This window comes from Xenorhabdus kozodoii, assembly GCF_002632875.1.
GTDB classification, from domain to species: Bacteria; Pseudomonadota; Gammaproteobacteria; order Enterobacterales; family Enterobacteriaceae; genus Xenorhabdus; species Xenorhabdus kozodoii.
Genome location: NZ_NJCX01000002.1, coordinates 111,056 through 133,973 on the forward strand (window position 1 = coordinate 111,056; position 22,918 = coordinate 133,973).

General features: G+C 45.6%; 24 protein-coding genes. 20 read left to right on the forward strand and 4 right to left on the reverse strand.

Annotation, left to right across the window (positions count from 1 at the left end; all coding sequences use genetic code 11):
* The first annotated feature begins 15 nt into the window (after positions 1-15).
* The 16 genes from tsaE to rplI all read left to right on the forward strand — a co-directional run bounded on the left by tsaE (position 16) and on the right by rplI (position 16,113).
* On the forward strand, positions 16-480 hold the full coding sequence (tsaE, locus tag Xkoz_RS02020; RefSeq protein ID WP_099140513.1) for a tRNA (adenosine(37)-N6)-threonylcarbamoyltransferase complex ATPase subunit type 1 TsaE: 465 nt from the start codon (positions 16-18) through the stop codon (positions 478-480).
* Between the two features lie 14 nt (positions 481-494).
* Positions 495-1,811 (forward strand): N-acetylmuramoyl-L-alanine amidase AmiB, encoded by a 1,317-nt coding sequence (gene amiB / locus Xkoz_RS02025; RefSeq protein WP_244183372.1) that lies wholly within the window; start codon positions 495-497, stop codon positions 1,809-1,811.
* Between the two features lie 59 nt (positions 1,812-1,870).
* Positions 1,871-3,790: a DNA mismatch repair endonuclease MutL gene (gene mutL / locus Xkoz_RS02030; protein ID WP_099140515.1), complete on the forward strand. Its 1,920-nt coding sequence runs from the start codon at positions 1,871-1,873 to the stop codon at positions 3,788-3,790.
* On the forward strand, positions 3,783-4,724 hold the full coding sequence (miaA, locus tag Xkoz_RS02035; protein WP_099140516.1) for a tRNA (adenosine(37)-N6)-dimethylallyltransferase MiaA: 942 nt from the start codon (positions 3,783-3,785) through the stop codon (positions 4,722-4,724). The genes mutL and miaA overlap by 8 nt, the downstream gene beginning before the upstream one ends.
* Before the next feature lie 128 nt (positions 4,725-4,852).
* The gene (gene hfq, locus Xkoz_RS02040; protein ID WP_099140517.1) at positions 4,853-5,155 is read left to right on the forward strand and encodes an RNA chaperone Hfq; all 303 of its coding nucleotides are present in this window, start codon (positions 4,853-4,855) and stop codon (positions 5,153-5,155) included.
* A gap of 95 nt (positions 5,156-5,250) precedes the next feature.
* Positions 5,251-6,531: a ribosome rescue GTPase HflX gene (gene hflX / locus Xkoz_RS02045; RefSeq protein ID WP_099140518.1), complete on the forward strand. Its 1,281-nt coding sequence runs from the start codon at positions 5,251-5,253 to the stop codon at positions 6,529-6,531.
* Between the two features lie 305 nt (positions 6,532-6,836).
* The gene (hflK, locus tag Xkoz_RS02050; RefSeq protein ID WP_099140519.1) at positions 6,837-8,048 is read left to right on the forward strand and encodes an FtsH protease activity modulator HflK; all 1,212 of its coding nucleotides are present in this window, start codon (positions 6,837-6,839) and stop codon (positions 8,046-8,048) included.
* 2 nt (positions 8,049-8,050) lie between these two features.
* The gene (gene hflC, locus Xkoz_RS02055; protein ID WP_099140520.1) at positions 8,051-9,040 is read left to right on the forward strand and encodes a protease modulator HflC; all 990 of its coding nucleotides are present in this window, start codon (positions 8,051-8,053) and stop codon (positions 9,038-9,040) included.
* 272 nt (positions 9,041-9,312) lie between these two features.
* The gene (locus tag Xkoz_RS02060; protein WP_099140521.1) at positions 9,313-10,611 is read left to right on the forward strand and encodes an adenylosuccinate synthase; all 1,299 of its coding nucleotides are present in this window, start codon (positions 9,313-9,315) and stop codon (positions 10,609-10,611) included.
* A gap of 176 nt (positions 10,612-10,787) precedes the next feature.
* Positions 10,788-11,207, forward strand: a complete 420-nt coding sequence (nsrR, locus tag Xkoz_RS02065; protein WP_099140522.1) for a nitric oxide-sensing transcriptional repressor NsrR — start codon at positions 10,788-10,790, stop codon at positions 11,205-11,207.
* 44 nt (positions 11,208-11,251) lie between these two features.
* A complete protein-coding gene (gene rnr / locus Xkoz_RS02070) occupies positions 11,252-13,696 on the forward strand; it encodes a ribonuclease R (protein ID WP_099140523.1) in 2,445 nt (814 codons plus the stop codon).
* Positions 13,697-13,796: 100 nt separating this feature from the next.
* Entirely contained in the window at positions 13,797-14,534 is a 738-nt protein-coding gene (gene rlmB, locus Xkoz_RS02075; protein WP_099140524.1) for a 23S rRNA (guanosine(2251)-2'-O)-methyltransferase RlmB, read from the forward strand.
* A 134-nt stretch (positions 14,535-14,668) separates the two neighbouring features.
* Positions 14,669-15,067 carry a 30S ribosomal protein S6 gene (gene rpsF / locus Xkoz_RS02085; protein WP_099140525.1) on the forward strand — a complete coding sequence of 133 codons (399 nt, stop codon included), beginning with the start codon at positions 14,669-14,671 and terminating at the stop codon, positions 15,065-15,067.
* Between the two features lie 5 nt (positions 15,068-15,072).
* On the forward strand, positions 15,073-15,390 hold the full coding sequence (gene priB / locus Xkoz_RS02090) for a primosomal replication protein N (protein ID WP_099140526.1): 318 nt from the start codon (positions 15,073-15,075) through the stop codon (positions 15,388-15,390).
* 4 nt (positions 15,391-15,394) lie between these two features.
* On the forward strand, positions 15,395-15,622 hold the full coding sequence (rpsR, locus tag Xkoz_RS02095; protein ID WP_000135199.1) for a 30S ribosomal protein S18: 228 nt from the start codon (positions 15,395-15,397) through the stop codon (positions 15,620-15,622).
* Positions 15,623-15,660: 38 nt separating this feature from the next.
* On the forward strand, positions 15,661-16,113 hold the full coding sequence (rplI, locus tag Xkoz_RS02100) for a 50S ribosomal protein L9 (RefSeq protein WP_099140527.1): 453 nt from the start codon (positions 15,661-15,663) through the stop codon (positions 16,111-16,113).
* A gap of 1,008 nt (positions 16,114-17,121) precedes the next feature.
* Here the strand turns inward: rplI and Xkoz_RS25505 are convergent.
* Positions 17,122-17,193: an IS1 family transposase gene (locus Xkoz_RS25505; protein WP_071839248.1), complete on the reverse strand. Its 72-nt coding sequence runs from the start codon at positions 17,191-17,193 to the stop codon at positions 17,122-17,124.
* Positions 17,194-17,467: 274 nt separating this feature from the next.
* On the opposite strand from Xkoz_RS25505, the gene Xkoz_RS02115 reads away from it, so the two are divergent.
* The 3 genes from Xkoz_RS02115 to cysQ all read left to right on the forward strand — a co-directional run bounded on the left by Xkoz_RS02115 (position 17,468) and on the right by cysQ (position 19,993).
* The gene (locus Xkoz_RS02115) at positions 17,468-18,082 is read left to right on the forward strand and encodes an inositol monophosphatase family protein (RefSeq protein ID WP_099140529.1); all 615 of its coding nucleotides are present in this window, start codon (positions 17,468-17,470) and stop codon (positions 18,080-18,082) included.
* Between the two features lie 318 nt (positions 18,083-18,400).
* Positions 18,401-19,021: a BamJ family beta-barrel-assembly machinery protein gene (gene bamJ / locus Xkoz_RS02120; protein WP_099140530.1), complete on the forward strand. Its 621-nt coding sequence runs from the start codon at positions 18,401-18,403 to the stop codon at positions 19,019-19,021.
* 228 nt (positions 19,022-19,249) lie between these two features.
* Positions 19,250-19,993: a 3'(2'),5'-bisphosphate nucleotidase CysQ gene (gene cysQ / locus Xkoz_RS02125; RefSeq protein WP_099140531.1), complete on the forward strand. Its 744-nt coding sequence runs from the start codon at positions 19,250-19,252 to the stop codon at positions 19,991-19,993.
* A gap of 66 nt (positions 19,994-20,059) precedes the next feature.
* Here cysQ and Xkoz_RS02130 read toward each other — a convergent pair whose 3' ends face one another.
* Positions 20,060-20,632, reverse strand: a complete 573-nt coding sequence (locus Xkoz_RS02130) for a YtfJ family protein (RefSeq protein WP_167386537.1) — start codon at positions 20,630-20,632, stop codon at positions 20,060-20,062.
* Between the two features lie 263 nt (positions 20,633-20,895).
* Here Xkoz_RS02130 and Xkoz_RS02135 point away from each other — a divergent pair, with 263 nt between their 5' ends.
* A complete protein-coding gene (locus tag Xkoz_RS02135; RefSeq protein WP_099140532.1) occupies positions 20,896-21,102 on the forward strand; it encodes a DUF1107 domain-containing protein in 207 nt (68 codons plus the stop codon).
* Between the two features lie 150 nt (positions 21,103-21,252).
* Here the strand turns inward: Xkoz_RS02135 and Xkoz_RS02140 are convergent, their stop codons facing one another.
* Both Xkoz_RS02140 and Xkoz_RS02145 read right to left on the reverse strand, forming a co-directional pair.
* Positions 21,253-21,552, reverse strand: a complete 300-nt coding sequence (locus tag Xkoz_RS02140) for a helix-turn-helix domain-containing protein (protein WP_099140533.1) — start codon at positions 21,550-21,552, stop codon at positions 21,253-21,255.
* A 431-nt stretch (positions 21,553-21,983) separates the two neighbouring features.
* Entirely contained in the window at positions 21,984-22,715 is a 732-nt protein-coding gene (locus Xkoz_RS02145) for a Thoeris anti-defense Tad2 family protein (RefSeq protein ID WP_099140534.1), read from the reverse strand.
* Between the last annotated feature and the right edge of the window lie 203 nt (positions 22,716-22,918).

Sequence of the window (22,918 nt, forward strand, 5' to 3'; positions counted from 1 at the left end):
AATAGATATTTTTCGATGAAAGAACTCGTTTTATCACTTCCAAATGAAGAAGCTACCGTTGCGTTAGGTAATGCAGTGGCGGCAGTTGGCGATCGCGGCTATGTTATTTATTTGTATGGCGATCTTGGCGCGGGAAAAACCACATTCAGCCGTGGTTTTCTGCAAGCTCTCGGCCATCAGGGGCATGTGAAAAGCCCGACTTATACGTTAGTTGAGCCTTATGCTTTACAACCACGGCCTGTTTATCATTTCGATCTTTATCGTCTGGCTGATCCTGAAGAGCTGGAATTTATGGGGATCCGTGATTATTTCCATCAGGATGCTGTTTGTCTGGTGGAGTGGCCTCAGCAGGGGGCTGGCGTTTTGCCTGAGGCAGATATTGAGCTGCACCTGAGCTATGACAGTGAAGGGCGACAGGCACGTTTTGTTGCGTTATCTCAATATGGTGAAAGTCTGTTGGATAATTTGAAGTCCTTATGAAGGAATACCCGACCATGATGAATGCCTTTTTTGTGGATGTGATAAAAAAATGGCGCGCCCAGTGGGTGATGGCCTGCATTTTGTTTTTCATATTGAGCCAGTGGGTTATGACAGCGGCATCGGCGGCGACGTTGTCAAATATTCATGTGAAGAATAGCGCATCTGAGGCTGTAGTGACGCTGGAATTCACGGGGGGGCATCCTGATTATCGGTTCTTTTCGTTGCATTCTCCTGAACGGTTGGTGGTCGATATTCGCCAACCCAGTAAAATGATTGGATTACCGATGCGGTTATCCGGCCAGGATCTGGTAAAACTTGTGCGTTCCAGCCAGCCGGCTGATGCACATCATCAGCGGATAGTCCTGGAATTGGCACATAAGGCCATCGCCACGCCTACGGTGAAAAACAGCGGTAATAAATCGCAAGTGGTGATGACACTGAAAGCCAATGGAACCACGATCAATTCACTTGAACCCAATCATCATACCTTGAAAAATGAAAGTAAGCGATTACTTACAAATGGTGCTCAACTGACAGAAAAAGCGTCTAAACCCGTATCAGATCACCATGAGCAAGGTGTGAAAAAACAGGTGGCCCAATCTGGGCAGGGAAGAGTGGCTCATCCGATTGTCGTTGCCATTGACGCAGGGCATGGCGGACAAGATCCGGGTGCGATAGGCCAACGAGGACTGAAAGAAAAAAATGTCACTATTAGTGTTGCCCGTAAATTGGAAGCCCTTTTGCGCAATGATCCCATGTTTATACCGGTGTTAACGCGAAATGGCGATTATTTTATCTCTGTGGCAGGGCGTTCTGAGGTTGCCCGTAAACATAAAGCCAATATGCTGGTATCGATTCATGCCGATGCAGCCCCCAATCGCAGTGCCAGAGGGGCTTCTGTCTGGGTGCTTTCCAACCGTCGTGCAAACAGCGAATTGGGGAATTGGCTGGAACAGCATGAAAAACAATCGGAATTATTGGGCGGTGCGGGAGATGTCCTCGCCAATGGCGCTGATCCTTATCTGAGCCAGGCCGTGCTGGATTTGCAATTTGGGCATTCACAGCGGGTGGGCTATGACGTTGCCACGCAAGTATTGCACCAGTTATCTAAAATGGGTTCCCTGCATAAGCGGACACCAGAACATGCAAGCCTTGGTGTTTTGCGCTCGCCGGATATTCCGTCCATTTTAGTGGAAACAGGCTTTATTAGTCACTTATCTGAAGAGACGTTGTTAGCCTCCAATCAATATCAGGAAAAACTGGCACAAGCCATTCATTTGGGATTACGTCACTATTTTTTGGCGAACCCATTGCAGTCAGCACCAAAGTAACCAAAGATACGCCTATCAGAATAGGTTTGATAGGCTCTGAATTGTCAGTAAGGTCAAATATGGCTATCAAGATATTACCCCCACAATTGGCAAACCAGATTGCTGCCGGTGAAGTGGTTGAACGCCCTTCTTCTGTGGTGAAAGAGTTGGTGGAAAATAGTCTTGATGCCGGTGCAACCCGCATTGATATTGATATTGAACGCGGTGGCGCAAAACTTATCCGAATTCGTGATAATGGCGGTGGGATCGGCAAGCAAGATTTGACACTGGCACTGGCGCGCCATGCAACCAGTAAAATTGCTTCATTGGATGATTTGGAAGCGATTGTCAGTATGGGGTTCCGCGGGGAAGCGCTGGCGAGTATCAGCTCTGTTTCAAGGCTGACATTAACTTCCCGCCCTGAAAGCCAGGCAGAAGCGTGGCAATCTTATGCCGAAGGCCGCGATATGGAAGTTACGGTGAAACCTGCCGCCCATCCGGTGGGAACAACGGTTGAAGTGTTGGATCTGTTTTATAACACGCCAGCCCGCCGAAAATTCCTGAGGACGGAAAAAACGGAATTTGGTCATATTGATGAAATCGTGCGCCGGATAGCTCTGGCACGGTTAGATGTTGCCATCAATCTGAATCACAATGGAAAATTGGTGCGCCAGTATCGCCCGGCTAAAGATGAGTCTCAACATGAACGGCGTTTGGCCGCCATTTGTGGGACAGCGTTTGTACAACAGGCGCTGGCGCTGTCATGGCAGCATGATTCCTTGTCCATTAAAGGCTGGGTGGTTGATCCCGTCAATACGGCCGTCAGCGATATCCAATATTGTTATGTTAACGGACGTATGATGCGAGATCGCCTGATTAACCATGCGATCCGTCAGTCTTACCAGGATTTGATAAAGGGTGAACAACAACCCGCTTATGTTTTGTATCTCGAAATCGATCCGCGCCAGGTGGATGTCAATGTACATCCCGCCAAACATGAAGTCCGTTTCCATCAGGCTCGCTTAGTGCATGATTTTATTTATCAAGGTGTGGCAGCCGTACTGAAACAACGCGGCACGGGAGATGAGTTAGCGTTTGGCTGTCAGGAGAGTGCGGCAAGCTGGGTGCCGGAGAATCGCCCTTCTGCGGGAGAAAATCATTTTCTGCGCAAACCGGCTGATCAAGCTGATGAGACACCTTCACGACGTCATGAGAATAGTACACAGCAAACGCATCATGGGGAAAACTACCAGAAAAAAACCGGCGAGCTGTACCAAAAACTGATGCAATCTTCACCGCAAGAAAAACGCTCGCTATTTCCAGAGCGTGGTGTGCGGGAAGGCGTGGCGCCAGAAAAAGCCATCCCCAAATCGGAAAGTATAAAACCAACATCCAATGTCCCGGTTTCTCATCCAAGGGCGGTTTCTGCGCTATCGGGACAGGAAAAATATACTTTCGGCAAAGTATTGTGCATCTATGCGGATTGCTATGCCTTGATCGAATCTTCAATAGGGATCGGGCTGCTTTCCCTGCCAGTGGCTGAACGCTGGCTGAAACAGGCGCAACTGACTCCCGAAGAGCAGGGACTAAAATCCCAGCCATTATTGATCCCGCTGAAACTTGCTCTCAATCAGTCAGAAATGAGAGTTTTGAAGCAGAATAGTGAATTATTAAAGACTTTTGGTATCGAATCGACAGTCGCGCATGGAAAAGTAACTATTCATGCGGTATCGTTGCCCTTGCGTCAACAGAACCTACCAAAACTTTTGCCGGAACTGTTGGGCTATCTTGGGGAGCAGACAGCCGCTTCCATTGAGCAGGTTGCCAGTTGGCTTTCCCGTCACGTGGATAATGAGCATGAAACGTGGAACATCGCGCAAGCTGTCCAGCTTTTGGCGGATGTCGAACGTCTTTGCCCTCAACTGGTGGGATCGCCGCCGGATGGGTTATTACAATTAATTGATTTACAAGCAGTGGTGGCACTTCTTAACCATGAGTGATTTAAAAACTCAATATCTGCCGACAGCCATTTTTATTATGGGACCGACGGCTTCCGGGAAAACGGCGTTATCGATCGCCTTGCGTCAGCATCTTCCCGTTGAATTAATCAGTGTCGATTCTGCACTGATTTATCGTGGAATGGATATTGGCACAGCAAAACCTTCCACAGAAGAACAGGCACTGGCACCCCATCGTTTGATCGATATTCTTGACCCGACAGAAGTCTATTCTGCTGCTGATTTTCGCCGTGATGCATTGAAAGAAATGGCAGAAATCACGGCGGCTGGGAGAATTCCGCTTTTGGTTGGTGGAACCATGCTATATTTCAAAGCATTGTTGGAAGGTTTATCGCCTTTGCCTTCTGCAAATCCTGAGGTAAGGGCACAGATAGAACAACAAGCAGCGGAGCTGGGATGGGAGTTTTTACACCGGCAATTACAGGAGATTGATCCCGTTTCTGCGGCAAGAATTCATCCTAATGATCCTCAACGTTTGACTCGTGCACTGGAAGTTTTTCGAATTTCGGGTAAAACTCTAACTGAGTTGACTGAAACGTCTGGAGAAATATTGCCTTATCGAGTTCATCAATTTGCGATCGCGCCAGCAAGTCGTGAAATTTTGCATCAACGCATCGCCGCCCGTTTTGAACAAATGGTCAAATCAGGGTTTGAAGATGAAGTCAAAGCACTTTATGCTCGTAGTGATTTGCATACAGACTTACCCTCCATTCGTTGTGTTGGTTATCGTCAGATGTGGTCTTACCTCGCGGGCGAAATTTCTCATGATGAGATGGTTTATCGTGGTATCTGTGCGACACGCCAATTGGCGAAGCGCCAGATGACGTGGCTCAGGAGTTGGGACAATGTGACCTGGTTGGATAGTGATCAACCTAAACAAAACTTAAACACCGTCATGCAGGTTATTAGTACATAAATTCATTGATTGTGTACAATTGATCAGTGCAAGTGATCAATGCAAAGTGTCATTTTTGAGTTTGAGTAGTGACTTTTTTCGAACCAACAGGTTCTTAGTTAAAAACAACAAAATAAGGAAAATATAGAATGGCTAAGGGGCAATCTCTGCAAGATCCATTCCTGAACGCTTTACGACGTGAAAGGGTCCCGGTTTCTATTTATTTGGTCAACGGCATCAAATTACAGGGGCAGATTGAATCTTTTGACCAGTTTGTCATCTTACTAAAGAACACGGTTAGCCAGATGGTTTATAAACATGCCATCTCTACTGTTGTACCTTCTCGCCCAGTGTCTCATCATGGTAACAACCAGAATGCGCCGACTGGCATCGGAAATTATCATGCTGGCACTACCCCAGCGGTACAACAGGAAAGCGATGGCGCTGAGTAAATCAGCATCCGTGCCTGAAAATAAAAACATAGGTAGGGAGACTTTACCTATGTTTTTTCTTATTGGATTTTTACTCAGCCTGAGAGGTTGCACCGTTGTTTGATCGTTATGAAGGCGGAGAATTAGCTGTTCTGGTGCATGTTTTCTTCTCACAGGAAAAAGATACGGAAAATCTCAGTGAATTCGAGTCATTGGTGACTTCCGCGAGTGTTTCTCCTGTGCAGATTGTAACGGGAAGCCGGAGGGCACCTCATCCGAAATATTTTGTCGGAGAGGGCAAGGCAGAGGAAATTGCTGAAGCTGTCAAAAACAGCGGTGCAGATGTGGTGTTGTTTAACCATGCCCTCAGCCCTGCTCAGGAACGTAATCTTGAGCGCTTGTGCCAATGCCGTGTCGTTGATCGCACGGGAGTGATTCTGGATATTTTTGCCCAGCGGGCAAGAACGCACGAAGGCAAATTACAAGTCGAATTGGCGCAATTGCGTCATCTGTCTACCCGCCTGGTTCGGGGCTGGACTCACCTTGAACGGCAAAAAGGGGGGATCGGGTTGCGTGGGCCTGGAGAAACCCAGTTGGAAAGTGACCGTCGTATGCTGCGTGACAAAATCAAACAGATTTTGGGACGTCTCAACAAAGTTGAAAAGCAGCGTGAACAGGGTCGCCAGGCACGCAATAAAGCGGATATTCCAACAATTTCCCTTGTCGGTTACACCAATGCCGGAAAATCGAGTTTATTTAATAAAGTCACTTCTGCCGACGTTTATGCGGCTGACCAGCTTTTTGCTACCCTGGACCCGACACTGCGCCGAATAGAGGTGGATGATGTTGGCACGGTTGTTTTGGCTGATACAGTCGGTTTTATCCGCCATTTACCCCATGATTTGGTGGCCGCGTTCAAGGCGACTTTGCAGGAAACTCGGCAGGCGAGATTATTGTTGCACGTTGTTGATGCAGCCGATACTCGCCTTGATGAAAATATTAGTGCTGTTGACAGTGTCCTTGAAGAGATTGAATCTCATGAGATCCCTTCTCTGATGGTGATGAATAAAATCGATATGCTGGAAGATTTTGTTCCCCGTATTGACCGTGATGAAGAAAATCGTCCGGTGAGGGTTTGGGTGTCAGCCCAAACTGGTGAAGGTATTCCTCTGTTATTGCAAGCGTTGACAGAGCGTCTTTCCGGCGAAATCGCGCATTATAAATTGCACCTTCCACCCGAAGCAGGGCGTCTGCGCAGCCGTTTTTATCAGCTTCAGGCCATTGAACGCGAATGGATAGAAGAAAATGGTGAGGTTGGTGTTGAAGTCAGAATGCCAATCGTTGATTGGCGTCGTCTGTGTAAACAAGAACCAAATTTACCAGACTATGTTGTCTGATTGATTGGCGCAAGACAACAAACAAGGTATCATTTTAGCCGTCATTTCAAGGTGCTTATGGTCATGGAGTAGCAGAGATGAAATGGCGGTGATGAAATGGCTGTGCCAGAATTGCAGTAATAGCATCAGCACTGTCAAAAATATCACCCAATAATATTGGTTGCTTACAAAACGATGAAGTTCGTCGTTTCTGCCCACGGAGGCTATTGTCAAACAACGGCCTGTGAAGTGGGAAGCCTCACCCATTTGGGTGGAGAGCAGTCACCTCTGAAAAACCAGTAAAAACTAGAAAGTGGAGCTAAAACATGGCGTGGAATCAGCCCGGTAATAACGGACAGGACCGCGACCCGTGGGGAAGCAGCAAGAATAATGGCGGCAACTCCGGCGGCAACAATAAAGGTGGTCGTAACCGTGGGGCAATTGATCTCGACGATCTGTTCCGTAAGCTGAGTGAAAAACTCGGTGGTCTCGGTGGAAACAAAGGTGGAAATGGTTCTGAACAGAACCCGAAATTTGGCGGGCGTCTTATTGGTCTTGCCGTTGCTGCTGCAATTGCTGTTTGGGTTGTAAGTGGTTTCTATACGATTAAAGAATCAGATCGTGGCGTAGTGACTCGATTTGGTAAATTTAGTCATGTTGTACAGCCTGGTTTGAATTGGAAAATGACGTTTATCGATCAAGTCACGGCTGTTAACATCGAATCTGTTCGTGATTTGGCAACATCCGGTGCCATGCTGACGTCGGATGAAAACGTTGTATTGGCTGAAATGAACGTTCAATACCGTGTGACTGATCCAGCAGCTTACCTCTTCAGTGTTACCAATCCTGATAATAGCCTGGGGCAAGCGACAGACAGTGCCGTGCGCGGTGTTGTTGGCAAATATTCGATGGAAACAAATCTGACGGAAGGGCGTACTGTTGTCCGTAACGATACTCAAAAGGTATTGGAAGAGACTATCCGTCCATACCATATGGGTATTACAGTAGTCGATGTAAACTTTCAGACTGCTCGTCCGCCAGAAGAAGTCAAAGCTGCATTTGACGACGTGATCGCGGCGCGCGAACAGAAGCAACAAACCATTCGTGAATCTCGCGCTTACGAAAACGAAGTGTTACCTAAAGCGAAAGGTGATGCACAGCGTATCATTGAAGATGCTAAAGCCTATAAAGTTAGCACCGTATTGAATGCCAGGGGTGAAGTGGCGAGTTTTGCCAAAATTTTACCTGAATATAAGGCAGCCCCAGAAATTACTCGTGAACGTCTGTATATCGAAACGATGGAGCGTGTGTTAAGCAATACACGTAAAATCATTGCAAACGAGAAGAGTAATAACATGCTGTTATTGCCATTAGATCAGATTGTCAAAGATCAGGCGAAAGTTCAGCAACATGCACCCAGCAACACAACGGCACAGAAGATGATTCATCAGAATCAATCGACACCACAACGGGAATCTAACACTTATGGTGGTAGCGATAACCAGCGCGGTGATACGGTCAGAATAGGGAGACCATAATCATGCGTAATTCATTAATTGTTGCGATTATTGCGGTATTGGTTGTTCTTTATTCATCAATCTTTACTGTGAAAGAAGGCGAGCGTGGCATTGTCCTGCGTTTTGGTAAGGTTATACGTGATGCAGAAAATAAGCCGGTGATTTATGAGCCGGGTTTGCATTTCAAAATTCCGTTTATGGAAACCGTCAAAAACCTTGATGCTCGTATTCAAACGATGGATATCAAGGCTGACCGTTTCTTAACGCGTGAAAATAAAGACTTGATCGTTGATTCTTACTTGAAGTGGCGCATTAACGATTTCAGTCGTTACTATCTGGCAACCGGTAACGGTGATGTTATCCGGGCTGAAACGATATTGAAACGCAAATTCAGTGACCGTTTGCGCTCTGAAATTGGTCGCCTTGATGTACGTGGTATTGTCACTGACTCGCGTGGTCGTTTAACGACAGATGTGCGTGATGCCCTGAATCTGGGAACCCAGGAAGAAAGTGGGAAAACGGATGTCGATAATGCGATTGCCTCTGCCGCGGCCTTGGTAGAAAAAGAGACGAAAGGCAAGCAAGCAGCGATTAATCCAAACAGTATGGCGGCGTTAGGTATTGAGGTTGTTGACGTTCGTATCAAACAGATCAACTTGCCACAGGAAATTTCAGAAGCCATCTATCAGCGTATGCGAGCTGATCGTGAAGCAGAAGCGCGTCTCCTGCGTTCGGAAGGTTTGGAAGAAGCAGAAAAGATCCGAGCTGCTGCTGATAAAACAGCCACTGAAATTAAAGCAGAAGCACAGAGTGAAGCGTTGGTTTTACGTGGTGAAGGGGATGCGGAAGCCACTAAACTATTTGCTGATGCGTTCAATAAAGATCCTGAATTCTATGCGTTTATCCGTAGCTTACGTGCTTACGAAAAGAGCTTCAAGAATGACGGCAATGATGTGATGGTACTTAGCCCAGATACCGATTTCTTCCGTTATATGAAAGCACCTACGAAATAACGCCTTCATGCTGCGGATTAAATGATTTCGCTGGGAAAATCCCAAAAGCATTAAAGTGACTCAATGCGGTTAATCTATTTAGCCGCATTTTACTCTGCTGTAAGCCACTGTAAAAAACGACAGTGGCTTTTTTTTATCCTGTTATCATTACCAATGCTTACTTAGCACTCCATTTATATGACGAAAAGAAATAACAGAAGTAACAAAAAATACTGAAAGGTGCTAAATGAGATGGTAGAATCCATTTTTAAGCAACCGAGTGAACTTTTGAAATGGGTAAGAACGTTGTCGTATTGGGCACCCAATGGGGTGACGAGGGCAAGGGTAAAATCGTCGACTTGCTGACTGAACGGGCTAAATACGTAGTTCGTTATCAAGGGGGCCATAACGCGGGCCATACACTAGTCATCAACGGTGAAAAAACCGTTCTCCACTTAATCCCATCAGGGATCTTACGTGAAAATGTCATCAGCATTATCGCAAATGGGGTCGTTTTAGCACCAGATGCTTTGATGAAAGAGATGAAAGAACTCGAATCACGTGGGGTTCCCGTACGTGAGCGCCTGCTTATTTCTGAAGCGTGCCCGCTGATCTTGCCTTACCATGTTGCACTGGATAATGCCCGCGAAAAAGCGCGTGGTGCCAAGGCGATTGGTACTACAGGCCGTGGTATTGGCCCTGCATACGAAGACAAAGTTGCGCGTCGTGGTCTGCGTGTCGGGGATCTGTTTGATAAAGAAACTTTCGCGATTAAGTTGAAAGAAATTGTCGATTACCACAACTTCCAGTTGGTTAACTATTACAACGAACCGGCTGTTGATTACCAAAAAACCCTGGATGATATTTTGGCTGTTGCCGACATCTTGACGGGGATGGTCGTTGACGTTTCTGACCTGCTTTACAAAGCAACCCAGAAAGGTGAATTGGTGATGTTCGAAGGCGCGCAAGGTACGCTGCTGGATATCGACCACGGTACTTACCCTTATGTGACTTCTTCCAACACCACGGCGGGTGGCGTTGCAACGGGTTCTGGCTTGGGTCCACGTTATGTTGACTATGTCCTGGGCATCATCAAGGCATACTCTACCCGCGTAGGGGCAGGCCCATTCCCAACTGAGCTGTTTGATGAAACCGGTGAATACCTGCGTCAGAAAGGTCAGGAATTTGGTGCGACTACCGGGCGCAGCCGTCGTACTGGCTGGTTGGATATCATTGCGATTCGTCGCGCGATCCAAATCAACTCTCTGTCTGGCTTCTGCATGACCAAACTGGACGTGCTGGATGGCTTGAAAGAAGTGAAAATCTGCGTGGGTTATCGCCATGCTGATGGCACTGTCATTGACACAACGCCACTGGCCGCCGAAAACTGGGAAGGGCTTGAAGCTGTCTATGAAACCCTGCCAGGCTGGGATGAAAGCACTTTTGGCGTGAAAGATCACAGCCAATTGCCACAAGCCGCATTGAACTACATCAAACGTGTAGAAGAGCTGACAGGCGTCCCTGTTGATATTATTTCTACAGGTCCAGATCGTGCAGAAACCATGATCCTGCGTGATCCATTTGATGCTTAATCGATAGATTAATCTGTCAGGCATATATAACCGGGCTTATTGCCCGGTTTTTGTTTTTTCCTGTTTTGCTTAATTTTTAAAATACCCACATAATGATGATCAACTAAGAAAACGAATAATCATACATTTTTGGGTTCCAAATAAACGCCGTTATATTCAATCTCCCAGAGGTGAGTGTGCAGTTAACCAGTTTTACCGATTATGGATTACGTGCCTTGATTTATATGGCCTCTTTACCGGAGGGGCAAATGACGAGTATTACAGAAGTCACGGAAGTTTATGGTGTCTCACGTAACCATATGGTAAAGATCATCAATCAACTGAGTCATCTAGGATTAGTGAATGCGGTCAGGGGAAAAAATGGCGGCATTAGTTTAGGGAAACCTGCCAACGAGATCAGAATTGGTGATGTGGTTCGCTTATTGGAGCCGCTGTCATTGGTCAATTGTAGTGCCTGTCAAATCACGCCTGCATGTCGCTTAAAGTCAGTCTTGAATCAAGCGGTAGAAAATTTTTTGGAAGAGTTGGATAAACACACTGTGGCCGACATGGTCAGAGACAATCGTCCCCTTTATCAATTGCTTTTGGTTAAGTGAAGCAAGGGGATATACAGCTTGCTGATGACAATAGAGGAATGACGATGTCAAAAGATCCTTTTCAGGAACGAGAGGCTGAAAAATACGAATCACCTATCCCAAGCCGTGAATACATCTTGGATATCATATCTAAACATACCACTCCGGTAAGCCGTCAGGAAATAGCACTAGAACTTCAATTAACCACGCCAGAAGCACTGGAAGCATTACGTCGCCGTTTACGGGCAATGGAGCGTGATGGACAGTTGGTTTTTACCCGCCGTCAATGTTATGTGTTGCCGGAGCGATTAGACTTATTGAAAGGCACGGTGATTGGACACCGTGATGGCTATGGCTTCCTGCGAGTGGAAGGCCAAAAAGAAGATTACTACCTGCCATCTGATCAAATGAAAATGGCGATCCACGGTGACGTGGTACTGGCTCAGCCCCTGCAATCGGACAGAAAAGGCCGCACTGAAGTGCGTATCGTGCGGGTGTTAGAGCCAAAAAGTAGCCAGATTGTTGGCCGGTATTTTATGGACGCGGGCATGGGATTTGTCGTCCCGGATGATAGCCGCCTTAGTTTCGATATCTTGATCCCAAAAGAAGCAACCTGTGGGGCAAGAATGGGGAATGTCGTGGTGGTTGAATTGACAAACCGCCCGACTCGCCGGACTAAAGCCATCGGCAAAATTGTTGAAGTGCTGGGTGAAACCATGGGAACCAGCATGGCGGTTGATATTGCGCTGCGAACCCACGAAATTCCATATAGCTGGCCGCCGACGGTCGAAAAACAGATCGCTGATTTAGATGAGCAAGTACCAGAATCTGCCAAACAAGGCCGTGTAGACTTACGCGCGTTGCCGCTGGTGACGATTGATGGCGAAGATGCACGAGACTTTGATGACGCGGTGTATTGCGAAAGAAAGCGTGGCGGCGGTTGGCGATTGTGGGTAGCGATTGCCGATGTCAGCTACTATGTCCGTCCGCAGACGGCGCTGGATACAGAAGCACGTAGCCGTGGAAACTCGGTTTACTTCCCATCCCAAGTTGTACCTATGCTGCCGGAAGTGCTGTCCAATGGATTGTGCTCTCTCAATCCAGAAGTTGATCGCCTGTGTATGGTGTGTGAAATGACCATTTCCGCCCAAGGCAAGCTATCTTCCTATAAGTTTTACGAAGCGGTGATGAATTCACATGCCCGTTTGACCTACACAAAAGTGTGGAAGATTTTGCAAGGCGATCAAGAGCTGCGTGAGCATTATCAACCATTGGTGCAACCTATTGAGCATCTGCATGAGCTTTATCAAGCACTGGAACAGGCGCGGGAGCAGCGTGGCGCGATTTCGTTTGAATCAGAAGAAGCCAAGTTCATCTTTAATGCGGAGCGCCGTATTGAGCGCATTGAAGCGGTGGTTCGTAACGACGCGCATAAACTGATCGAAGAGTGCATGATCCTGGCGAATATCGCTGCGGCTCGCTTTGTGGAAAAACACCATGAGCCAGCATTGTACCGCATCCATGATCGACCGAAAGAAGAGAGCATCCTGAACCTGCGTTCGGTCTTCAACGAGTTGGGATTGAGCTTGTTGGGGGGCATGACGCCAGAACCGAAAGATTACGCACAATTGATGAAAGAAGTCGCGGATCGGCCAGATCGCGAATTATTGCAAACGATGTTGTTGCGCTCCATGAAGCAGGCGATTTATGAGCCGGAGAATCGTGGGCACTTTGGTTTGGCATTGCGCTCTTATTCTCACTTTACGTCGCCAATTCGCCGCTACCCTGATTTGGCGCTGCATCGGGCGATCAAATATATATTGGCGCAAGAAAGCGGTGATAGTGAACATAGCGGGACGCCAACCGGCGGTTGTCACAACGATCTGGAACAGATGCTGCAACTGGGTAACCATTGCTCCATGACCGAACGCCGTGCTGACGAAGCGACAAGGGATGTGGCAGACTGGCTGAAATGTGATTTCATGCAAGATCAGGTGGGGAATGTTTTCACCGGATTGATTACCAGTGTGACCGGTTTTGGTTTCTTTGTTCGCTTGCATGACCTGTTTATTGACGGCTTAGTGCATGTTTCGACGTTGGACAACGATTATTATCGATATGATAACGTGGGGCAGCGTCTCATTGGCGAATCTTCCGGCCAAACTTATCGCCTTGGTGATGAAGTCGAAATCCGTGTGGACGCCGTTCATATGGATGAACGCAAGATTGATTTCGCCCTGCTTTCGACCACCCGAAAGGCGCGTCATCCGGGGAAAACCGCACGGGATAAGGCGAAAAAAGGCACCCCAGAGCGTAAAAATGGCAAAAAAGGCCGTGATCGTAAAAAACCAGCCAATTTTGAGCCAGATAACGCCTTCCGTAAAAAGAAAAATACGGAAAAATCGAAAGAATCTGCGCCAGATAAAAAGAAAAAACCGTCCAACAAGACGAAAAAAATTGCGGCAAAACTGAAAGCGAAACGCGCGAAAAAAAGTGCGAATACAAACTAGCCGTAAAAATTAAACCCTACCATCATCAAACAGGGCGGATTTTGCCGCCCACTATTTTTCGATAGCTTAAAAATATCAGTGAGTCAGGTATTAGTCAGTCATGAGTGAAATTATCTACGGTATCCATGCCGTTAAAGCCTTGCTGGAGCGCGATCCGCAACGTTTCATGGAAGTTTATGTACTGAAAGGGCGTGAAGATCGCCGTTTAACCCCATTATTGCAGGAGTTGGAAGGTATCGGCATTGCGGTACAAATTGCCAACCGCCAATGGTTGGATACCCAAACGGAAGGTGCCGTACATCAAGGGATCATCGCACGAATTAAGCCGGGGCGTCAGTATCAGGAAAATGATCTGCCGGATTTGTTATCTCGGCTAGAGCGCCCCTTCCTGCTGGTCTTGGATGGTGTTACCGATCCACATAACCTGGGCGCTTGCTTGCGTACCGCAGATGCCGCAGGGGTTGATGCCGTTATCGTTCCCCGCGATCGTTCTGCACAATTGAATGCAACCGCCAAAAAAGTAGCCTGTGGTGCGGCAGAAAGCGTACCGCTAATCCGTGTCACTAACCTTGCCCGAACCCTGCGTTTACTGCAAGAACACCATATCTGGATTGTCGGCACGGCGGGAGAAGCCACGCATGCTTTATATGAGAGCAAACTGGTTGGCCCAATGGCGCTGGTAATGGGCGCGGAAGGGGAAGGAATGCGCCGTTTGACTCGCGATCATTGCGATGAATTGATCAGCATTCCGATGGCGGGCGCCGTTTCCTCTTTGAACGTCTCGGTGGCAACCGGGGTATGCTTGTTTGAAATCGTACGCCAGAGGCGTGCTCAATAATTCTTTATTGAGTTTTTTATCCTGTACAGGTATAGTTACGCGTCGATTTTTCAGCCGTACCAAATTACGTTCCTTGCCTCCATGGGCCACGGCTGACCCTGACAGGAGGCTGAATAATCCGTAAGGAGCAACTCATGCGTCATTACGAAATCGTTTTTATGGTCCATCCTGACCAAAGCGAACAGGTTCCGGGCATGATCGAGCGTTACAGTGCGACAATCACTAACGCGCAAGGTCAGATTCACCGTCTGGAAGACTGGGGCCGTCGTCAACTGGCTTACCCAATCAACAAACTGCACAAGGCACACTACGTTCTGATGAACGTTGAAGCGCCACAAGAAGCGATTGATGAGCTGGAAACTAACTTCCGCTTCAACGACGCCGTTATCCGCAGCATGGTTATGCGCGTTAAGCACGCCATCACTGAAGCATCACCAATGGTTAAGGCTAAAGACGAACGTCGCGGCCGTGATCTGGTCTTGGAAGAAGACCTGGCTGATGATGCTGAAGAAGCTGGGGATTCTGAAGAGTAATTACCGTGACAACCAATCGATTGGTGCTTTCCGGCACAGTATGTAAGGCACCGATACGAAAAGTCAGTCCATCGGGTATTCCACATTGTCAGTTTGTGCTTGAACATCGTTCACAGCAACAGGAAGCCGGATTCAGCAGGCAGTCATGGTGCAGAATGCCCGTTATTGCCAGCGGACAATTGTTACAGGAATATACTCACAGTATAACGGTCGGCAGTCGGATCACCGTAGCAGGGTTCATTCATTCCCATTATGGGCGCAATGGTCTTAGCAAACTGGTTCTCCATGCCGAGCAGATTGAATTGATAGATTCTGGAGACTAGCCAAATGGCACGTTATTTCCGTCGTCGCAAATTCTGCCGCTTCACCGCGGAAGGCGTACAAGAGATCGATTATAAAGATATCGCTACGCTGAAAAACTACATTACCGAAAGCGGTAAAATTGTACCAAGCCGTATTACTGGCACCCGTGCAAAATACCAGCGCCAGCTCGCTCGTGCGATCAAGCGTGCGCGCTACCTGTCTCTGTTGCCTTATACTGATCGCCATCAGTAATAGGCTCAGTCCATTAACGACTTTGAGAGGATAAGGTAATGCAAATTATTCTGCTTGATAAAGTAGCTAACCTGGGTAGCCTGGGTGACCAAGTTAACGTTAAAGCGGGTTATGCCCGTAACTTCTTAGTACCACAGGGCAAAGCGGTTCCTGCGACTAAGAAAAACATCGAATTCTTCGAAGCTCGCCGTGCTGAACTGGAAGCTAAACTGTCTGACGTTCTGGCAGCAGCACAAGCTCGTGCAGAGAAAATCAGTGCACTGGGTTCTGTCACCATCGCTTCCAAAGCAGGTGACGAAGGTAAACTGTTCGGTTCTATTGGTACTCGTGATATCGCTGACGCAGTGACTGCGGCTGGCGTTGAAGTATCTAAGAGCGAAGTTCGCCTGCCTAACGGCGTTCTGCGTACTGTGGGTGAACACGAAGTTCACTTCCAGGTACACAGCGATGTATTCGCACAGTTGAACGTTAACATCGTTCCAGAAGCTTAATCGTCACTGATTAGCGGAAGGAACAGGTGACAAAAAACGCTGGCATTGCCGGCGTTTTTTGTTTTATGTCGCAAAATGATTTTCCTGCCAAACGGATGAGCAAGGTGCTACATAGATAATGCTTTTAAGACATGAACGGGATCTTTTTCTATTGCCCTTAAAAACAATAAGGCTCAATGGTTAATTAATAAATTGAAAACTTTTTAATATGTTTATATGATGTCATCAATTTTTATATAAAGGATGTAAAAATGATATTCATCGCATTATACGTAATAAAATTTTCTGTTTTCTTTATATTAATGACTATAATAAGTTATTTTTTCATCACAGGGAAAAATATCAAAAAAATTCTATTTTTTTCAACTCTATCTATTGTCACTCTTATTTTTTCTGAGATTCTCTCTATACCACTATTGTACTGTTTTTTATATTTGTCTGAGTTTATTTACAATGTTGTGCATTAAATACACAACATTGTAACCATGAAATGATTATTTATTAAGTAACTGTTTTATTTTATTCTCATATGTATTTTTATCAATATCGATGCTGATAGGTTGATTCCATTCTCCTTTGATTTCAAAAGGAGCACCTAATGGATTTCAATCTTTCTCAAACCAATTAAATATATCAACTGGATCCGTGAATTTGTCATAAAGTTTGTAATTAACTACGCCAAATAGATTATATCTATTCCCTCTTTCTTTTACTTCAATATCAGATAATCTTCCACTAACTATTGCACTGCCTATAGCCCATAACGGGTCATTTGGGTGTGTATACCCGTCGTCTTTCAAGCTGCCGCTTTGTTGGCTGCGCTCATTCACCCCAGTCACAGAGTTATCTATGCTCCTGGGGGTTCATTCCCTTGCCGCCGCGCCGCATCTTGAAATCCATAGGGTATAGACTCGGTTCCAAAATTATAAGTATTACTAAAACTAATTCTCTCACCATTTTTAATTTGTGAAAGAAAACGAGAATGAATGCTTGGGTCATGATACCAATTTATTGATAGTGATGAATGTTTAAATAATACCCTATGACCCTGTCATGTATTTCTATGGATTTTGAGGTCATGACCCGAAATAAAGGAAGAAGTTGACTTAGATATTATCGAAATAGAAAAGTATGTTAGCTCCGTCAGCTATTCTGCCAGAGGCAGAAAATGTCTTCAACTCAATTTTAGTATTCGTTGCACAGGAGATGTGAAATTGAGCGATGAACATTCGGACTTCATTTTTTCTAACATAGATGAATTTAAGGATAACTTAGACTCTTTTATGTTAAGAGTGCTCAATCTGGTTTGATATTTATAGGCTTGGGCTTTAAGTCCAAGCCTAATGAGGTTACGATGTTAAACATAGCTATACAAGCGGTTAAACAAACACGTCAATTTACGATTGACTCTTTTTATAATGCAAAAGCTTTCGAGATAAAATCCGACAAATCTTTAGTTACCCGAACTGACTTGAATGTTGAAAATAATGAACCCCTTATTGGTGTCATTTCTTTTCCTGCATTAGAAAAAGTCTTTTATGCCTCTCAAGGTGAGGGATGCTGGGTTCAACATGGTAATAATACTCCTATTAAAATCTCTATCGCGTCCAATAATGAAAGAAAATTAAAAGATTCTGTGATATCAGCCTCAGGTATTCATAGCACTACATTCGATAGACGGGAAGGTATGAAAGCTTATAATTTGTCTAATATAGTGCATACTGCCAGAGATACTGTTTTTATAAATGATTGCTATCAGCATGTTATGGTATCTATGGGGCGCATTGATGCCGCTCTTGATACTCTAATGAAACCTTGGGATATAGCAGCATTGATCCCTTGTATGAGAGAGTCTGGAGTGGTGTGTGCAAATCTACAAGGTTCCAGGGAAAAACTATTACATGGAGGAAGCTTAATTACAGCTTCATCGCAATTTCTTTTGGATGAATTGCTCTATGCTTTAAATTAAAGTCAATGTGGGAATACTATCGGATAAATAGGTTTCAAATCACTATACCCGTCGTCTTTCAAGTTGCCGCTTTGTTGGCTGCGCTCATTCACCCCAGTCACAGAGTTATCTATGCTCCTGGGGGTTCATTCCCTTGCCGCTGCGCTGCATCTTGAAATCCATAGGGTATAAACAATGTCACTATTTCATTTTGGACGCTTACACTTCGCCACCAAACAGAGTAAAGAACGATAATCCAATTAAACGCCTTCACGCGTTTACCCATCCAGACAGTGCTGTTATGCTTGAGCTTTCACTCATTTAATAACAGGTACTTTCATGACAACACCTTCTTTTGAGTCTATTGAAGCGCGGGCAAGTTACGGGATTGGTTTGCAGGTTGGGCAGCAATTACAGGAATCGGGTTTACAAGGGTTAGAACCAGAAGCGCTGCTGGCAGGGCTGTGTGATGCGCTGGAAAGCCGTTCTCCTGCTATTCCTGTCGAAGAACTGCATCGCGCACTACGTGAGATACATGAACGTGCTGATAGCGTTCGTCGTGAACGTCAGCAGGAGATGGCAGAAGAAGGCAAAAAATTTCTGGCAGACAATATTCAGCGTGAAGGTGTCAGCAGCACGGAGTCTGGCCTGCAATTTTCCGTCCTGACCCAAGGTGATGGCACTATCCCTACCCGTACTGATCGTGTCCGTGTTCACTATACTGGCCGCCTGATCGATGGCACCGTATTTGACAGTTCAGTACAGCGTGGCGAGCCAGCAGAATTCCCCGTCAGCGGCGTGATCCCCGGTTGGATTGAAGCGTTGACCCTGATGCCAGTCGGTTCTAAGTGGGAACTCTATATTCCTCATAATCTGGCTTATGGTGAGCGTGGCGCAGGGGCATCTATTCCGCCTTATAGCACGCTGATTTTCGAAGTCGAATTACTGGAAATTCTGTAAGTTGTTGAATAGCCGGTTAGCCGGCTATTTTTTCAGGTGTATTCCCGCACGACATTTCCCGCCGCTAAAAGAGAAAATATTCGCCATTCCGATGAAAAATGCGTTAAAAATGTAGCTTCAAAGGGTATCCCGGAATTGATTTCAATGTGCAACACAGCGCAACACCGTCAAAAAGTTGCCATTTGAAAGCATGGGAGGATAGCTGAATAACAAACACAGAGGTGAATGATGCTACAACAGATCTGCCAATTGGCACGGGAAGCGGGTGCGGCGATCATGGAGGTCTATCAGGCTGAACAACCATTGCAAGTCGAACATAAAATGGATGATTCGCCGGTAACGGCCGCGGATATTGCCGCTCATCAAGTCATTAAAGCGGGATTATTGCACATTGCGCCTGATATCCCGTTGTTATCAGAAGAAGATCCACCTGCATGGGAAGAGCGGAAAAATTGGCAGCGTTATTGGCTGGTTGATCCATTGGATGGGACGAAAGAGTTTATTCGCCGAAACGGTGAATTTACCGTCAATATTGCGTTGGTAGAAAATGGCGTACCGGTCATGGGGGTCGTCTACGTTCCTGTACAAAACGTCTTATATTCAGGGCAAGGGCGTCAGGCGTGGAAAGAGGCCAATGGTCAGACGCTGCCGATTAAAGCGATGCCAGCGAAGCCTCCGGTGGTGGTAGTCAGTCGTTCCCATCAGGATGATGAAGAGTTGCAAGATTACCTCGCCCAGCTAGGGGTGCACAATACACTTTCGATAGGATCTTCACTAAAATTCTGTCTGGTTGCAGAGGGAAAAGCCCAACTTTACCCACGCTTTGGGCCAACCAACATCTGGGATACCGGAGCCGGTCATGCCATTGCCATTGCGGCGGGGGCGCATGTGACCGACTGGGAAGGGAAGACACTCAATTACACGCCGCGTGAATCTTTCCTGAATCCCGGCTTTAGGGTCAGCGTTTTTTGATACTAACGCGATAAGCGTCAGGAGATAATGGCTCACAACGGGGAGCCATTATCACTGTTCGTTAAGCTATTTTTTCAATTCGGCTTCGATTAAGCTGATAACGTGTTCAATTTCGGCATGATTTAATTTGCCATCTTTGACAAATTTCACGTTACCGTTTTTATCCAGCACGATGATAGCTGAACTCTTGGGTTCCAGTCCCCAGGCTTTTTTCACCACCCCGTGGCTATCCACGATGAATTGTGACCACGGAAACTGTTTTTTGCTGTCTTCGATACTATTACCCACAAACATTCCCGTACCAAAAATAGCATCATCGGTATTCACGATACTGGTGGTTTGATACTTATCCTTAGGTAAATCAGCTTCCTTCAATGCCTGAATTAAAGGGGCATTCATCTCTTTGGCAGAGCTACGACCGGCAATATGCTGGATTGTTCTGACTTTCCCCGGCAGTTCAGCACTGCTCCAGTTTTGGTAGCTGAACTTATCATTGTTGAGCAACAGTTCACCTTTATCTGTCACACTGACAGCGGGAAGTTGTTGCTCTAAATTGAGGTGATGGGCGAAAGCAAATAGTGGCGTGACACTCAATAATGCAGATAACACGATTTTTATTAACATATTGTTTTTTAACATATTTATTCCTTATCTATCAGGGGTGGCATGTTATCAGGGAACGTCATATTCAGCATAGCGTTTGTTAACTGGTCTGTCCTCAAAAAAATAAACAATTTGATAACATTTTGGATAGAGAATGAACCAACTTTCCTATACGTAGTCTATACAGTTGGCATAACCGTGACGTGTTTTTTAAGTCCATTGAGTGGTGATGAAATAACCCGATGTTATGCCGTAGCAATCGAATAGTATCGTAAGAAGCATGGGAGGAAAAAACAGAGATGAAAATCTTTCGCCATTATAACCCAGTGAAAATTGCTCTCTACGTAAAGACCCTATTTCGTGGACGATTATATATTCAGGACATGGGCGCTTTTGAATTCAATTATGGCAAGATTTTACCCCCGAAAATCAAAGACAAACGCCATTTCCATGTCATGAGTGAAGTGAACCAGCACGTATTGCGCTTACAGACCGAAATAGGGTGATTCTCGTCGGTTAACGGATAATGTCATAAAATCAATGCTGCGCTGAATATTAAGCAGCGGCCTGTGAAGTGGGAGGCCTCGCCATTTACGGCGAAGAGCAGTCACGTTCATATCATCGCCGATGTGTTAATTGGATAATCAGGATTTTTATTAAATAGAAAAATTCATTGATTTACCGCCAGGCAATTTGACACCGAGAGTCATTTCGCCACCCATAGATTCAATGTATTTTTTCAGCGTGGAAATTTTTAATTCATTTCCACGTTGTTCAATAGCGGCAACAGACGATTGCGCTATCCCCAGATTTTTTGCGACCTGCGTTTGTGATAACGCCAGCGCCTCACGAATTTGGTAAAGTTGCGTTTCCAGCAGCATTTCGTCTGCTTTTTCTTTAATTCGCACGCGGCTTTCTGGGCTACGTTTTTTCATCAGTTTGTTTAACGTTGACATGTCATTTCTCCAAATTATTCAGGTGATTTTTAAATTGTTCATCAGCGATGTTAATCAAACCATTGGTCAAATAATTTTGTCGTTATGACGTCCCACACACGCCGTCTTCCATATTTATGAATATATAAACTTCAATTCATAGGCTACAGCCTATAAAAATTATAGGCTACAATATATAAATTCCAAATTTATTTTTACTCAAGATACGAATTTCACGCTAAAATTATCGCTGATTTCAAGTCGTTCGCCATCCCAACCCACGAATAATGTTGGGCATTATTTTGAGGTGGATAGTCCCAGATCTTTCAATATCTTTTTGCGCAATGGTTCGCATCGCTTTGGAACCGTGAGCGGGAAAAACTGAACGGGCGGCAAAGATGAAAAAGGCCACGCTGGGCGTAGCCTTGAATTCAGGGGGGTAGATTGGGGGATTATTTCCAGGTGAAGCGAAAGTGCTTGGTTTTGCCGGTTTCCTGCAATATGGCACCTAATTTTTGTGTGTCATTATCGTAATAATAATAACAAATATTATTATCATTATAAGTAAATGTTCTGGAAGTCCCAAGATGATAGGTGGTGTTATCAACGGTGACATAAAGCGTTTTCTTAAGTAATTCCTGCACCTGCTGTGGGTTATCTTGAGCAGAAGACACCCCCAAATACACTACATTATCTGTTTCAAAATAGAACATTGAAATGTTTGCGATACCTACGTGACTTTGAAGGTTAGTCAAAGTACCGAAAGTCGACTCGTCTGTTTTAACATACCCATCTTTAGCCAAATATCCCCAATCTTGGCCAGTGCCACTAAAATTGCTAGTACCCAATTCAAGATCAAAAGACAACATGCAACTCTCTGGCTTCCACAAGCTCCAATCACAAGCGAACATCTCTTCCTGAGTGGGTTGCCAGCGTGTGACGTCGTCTTTTTTGCGTTTCTCAATATAGGGCAAATCATCGGGCATACCGGCAAGGCGTAGGTATTCATCGGGCACCGCCCAATGGCTACGACGTATTTTCGCGCCTAAATAGACTTGAATGATTGCCCAAGGATATGAGCCAACTGGGGCAACCGTATCATTGATTTTGACCTTATAATCCTCTGGATTAAAGGGGCATTTAAGGTCAGCGTTATGGCTTTCGGGCTTACTTACATCAGACATAATTACCTCACTTATTGATTGTTAAAGTTCAAGGTCATTCATCCTACTGTTAAAGCGCCAAGAGATATTACTTAAGTTGAGTTTTTACTTCAACGATTTGATATATAAAGCAATTAATACGGTCTAAAATGTGGTTTTGCGCTATAAAATCTGTTTATCTGCTAGGATAGCTATCGGCTGGAGTGTAAAGGCGAATTTACCGC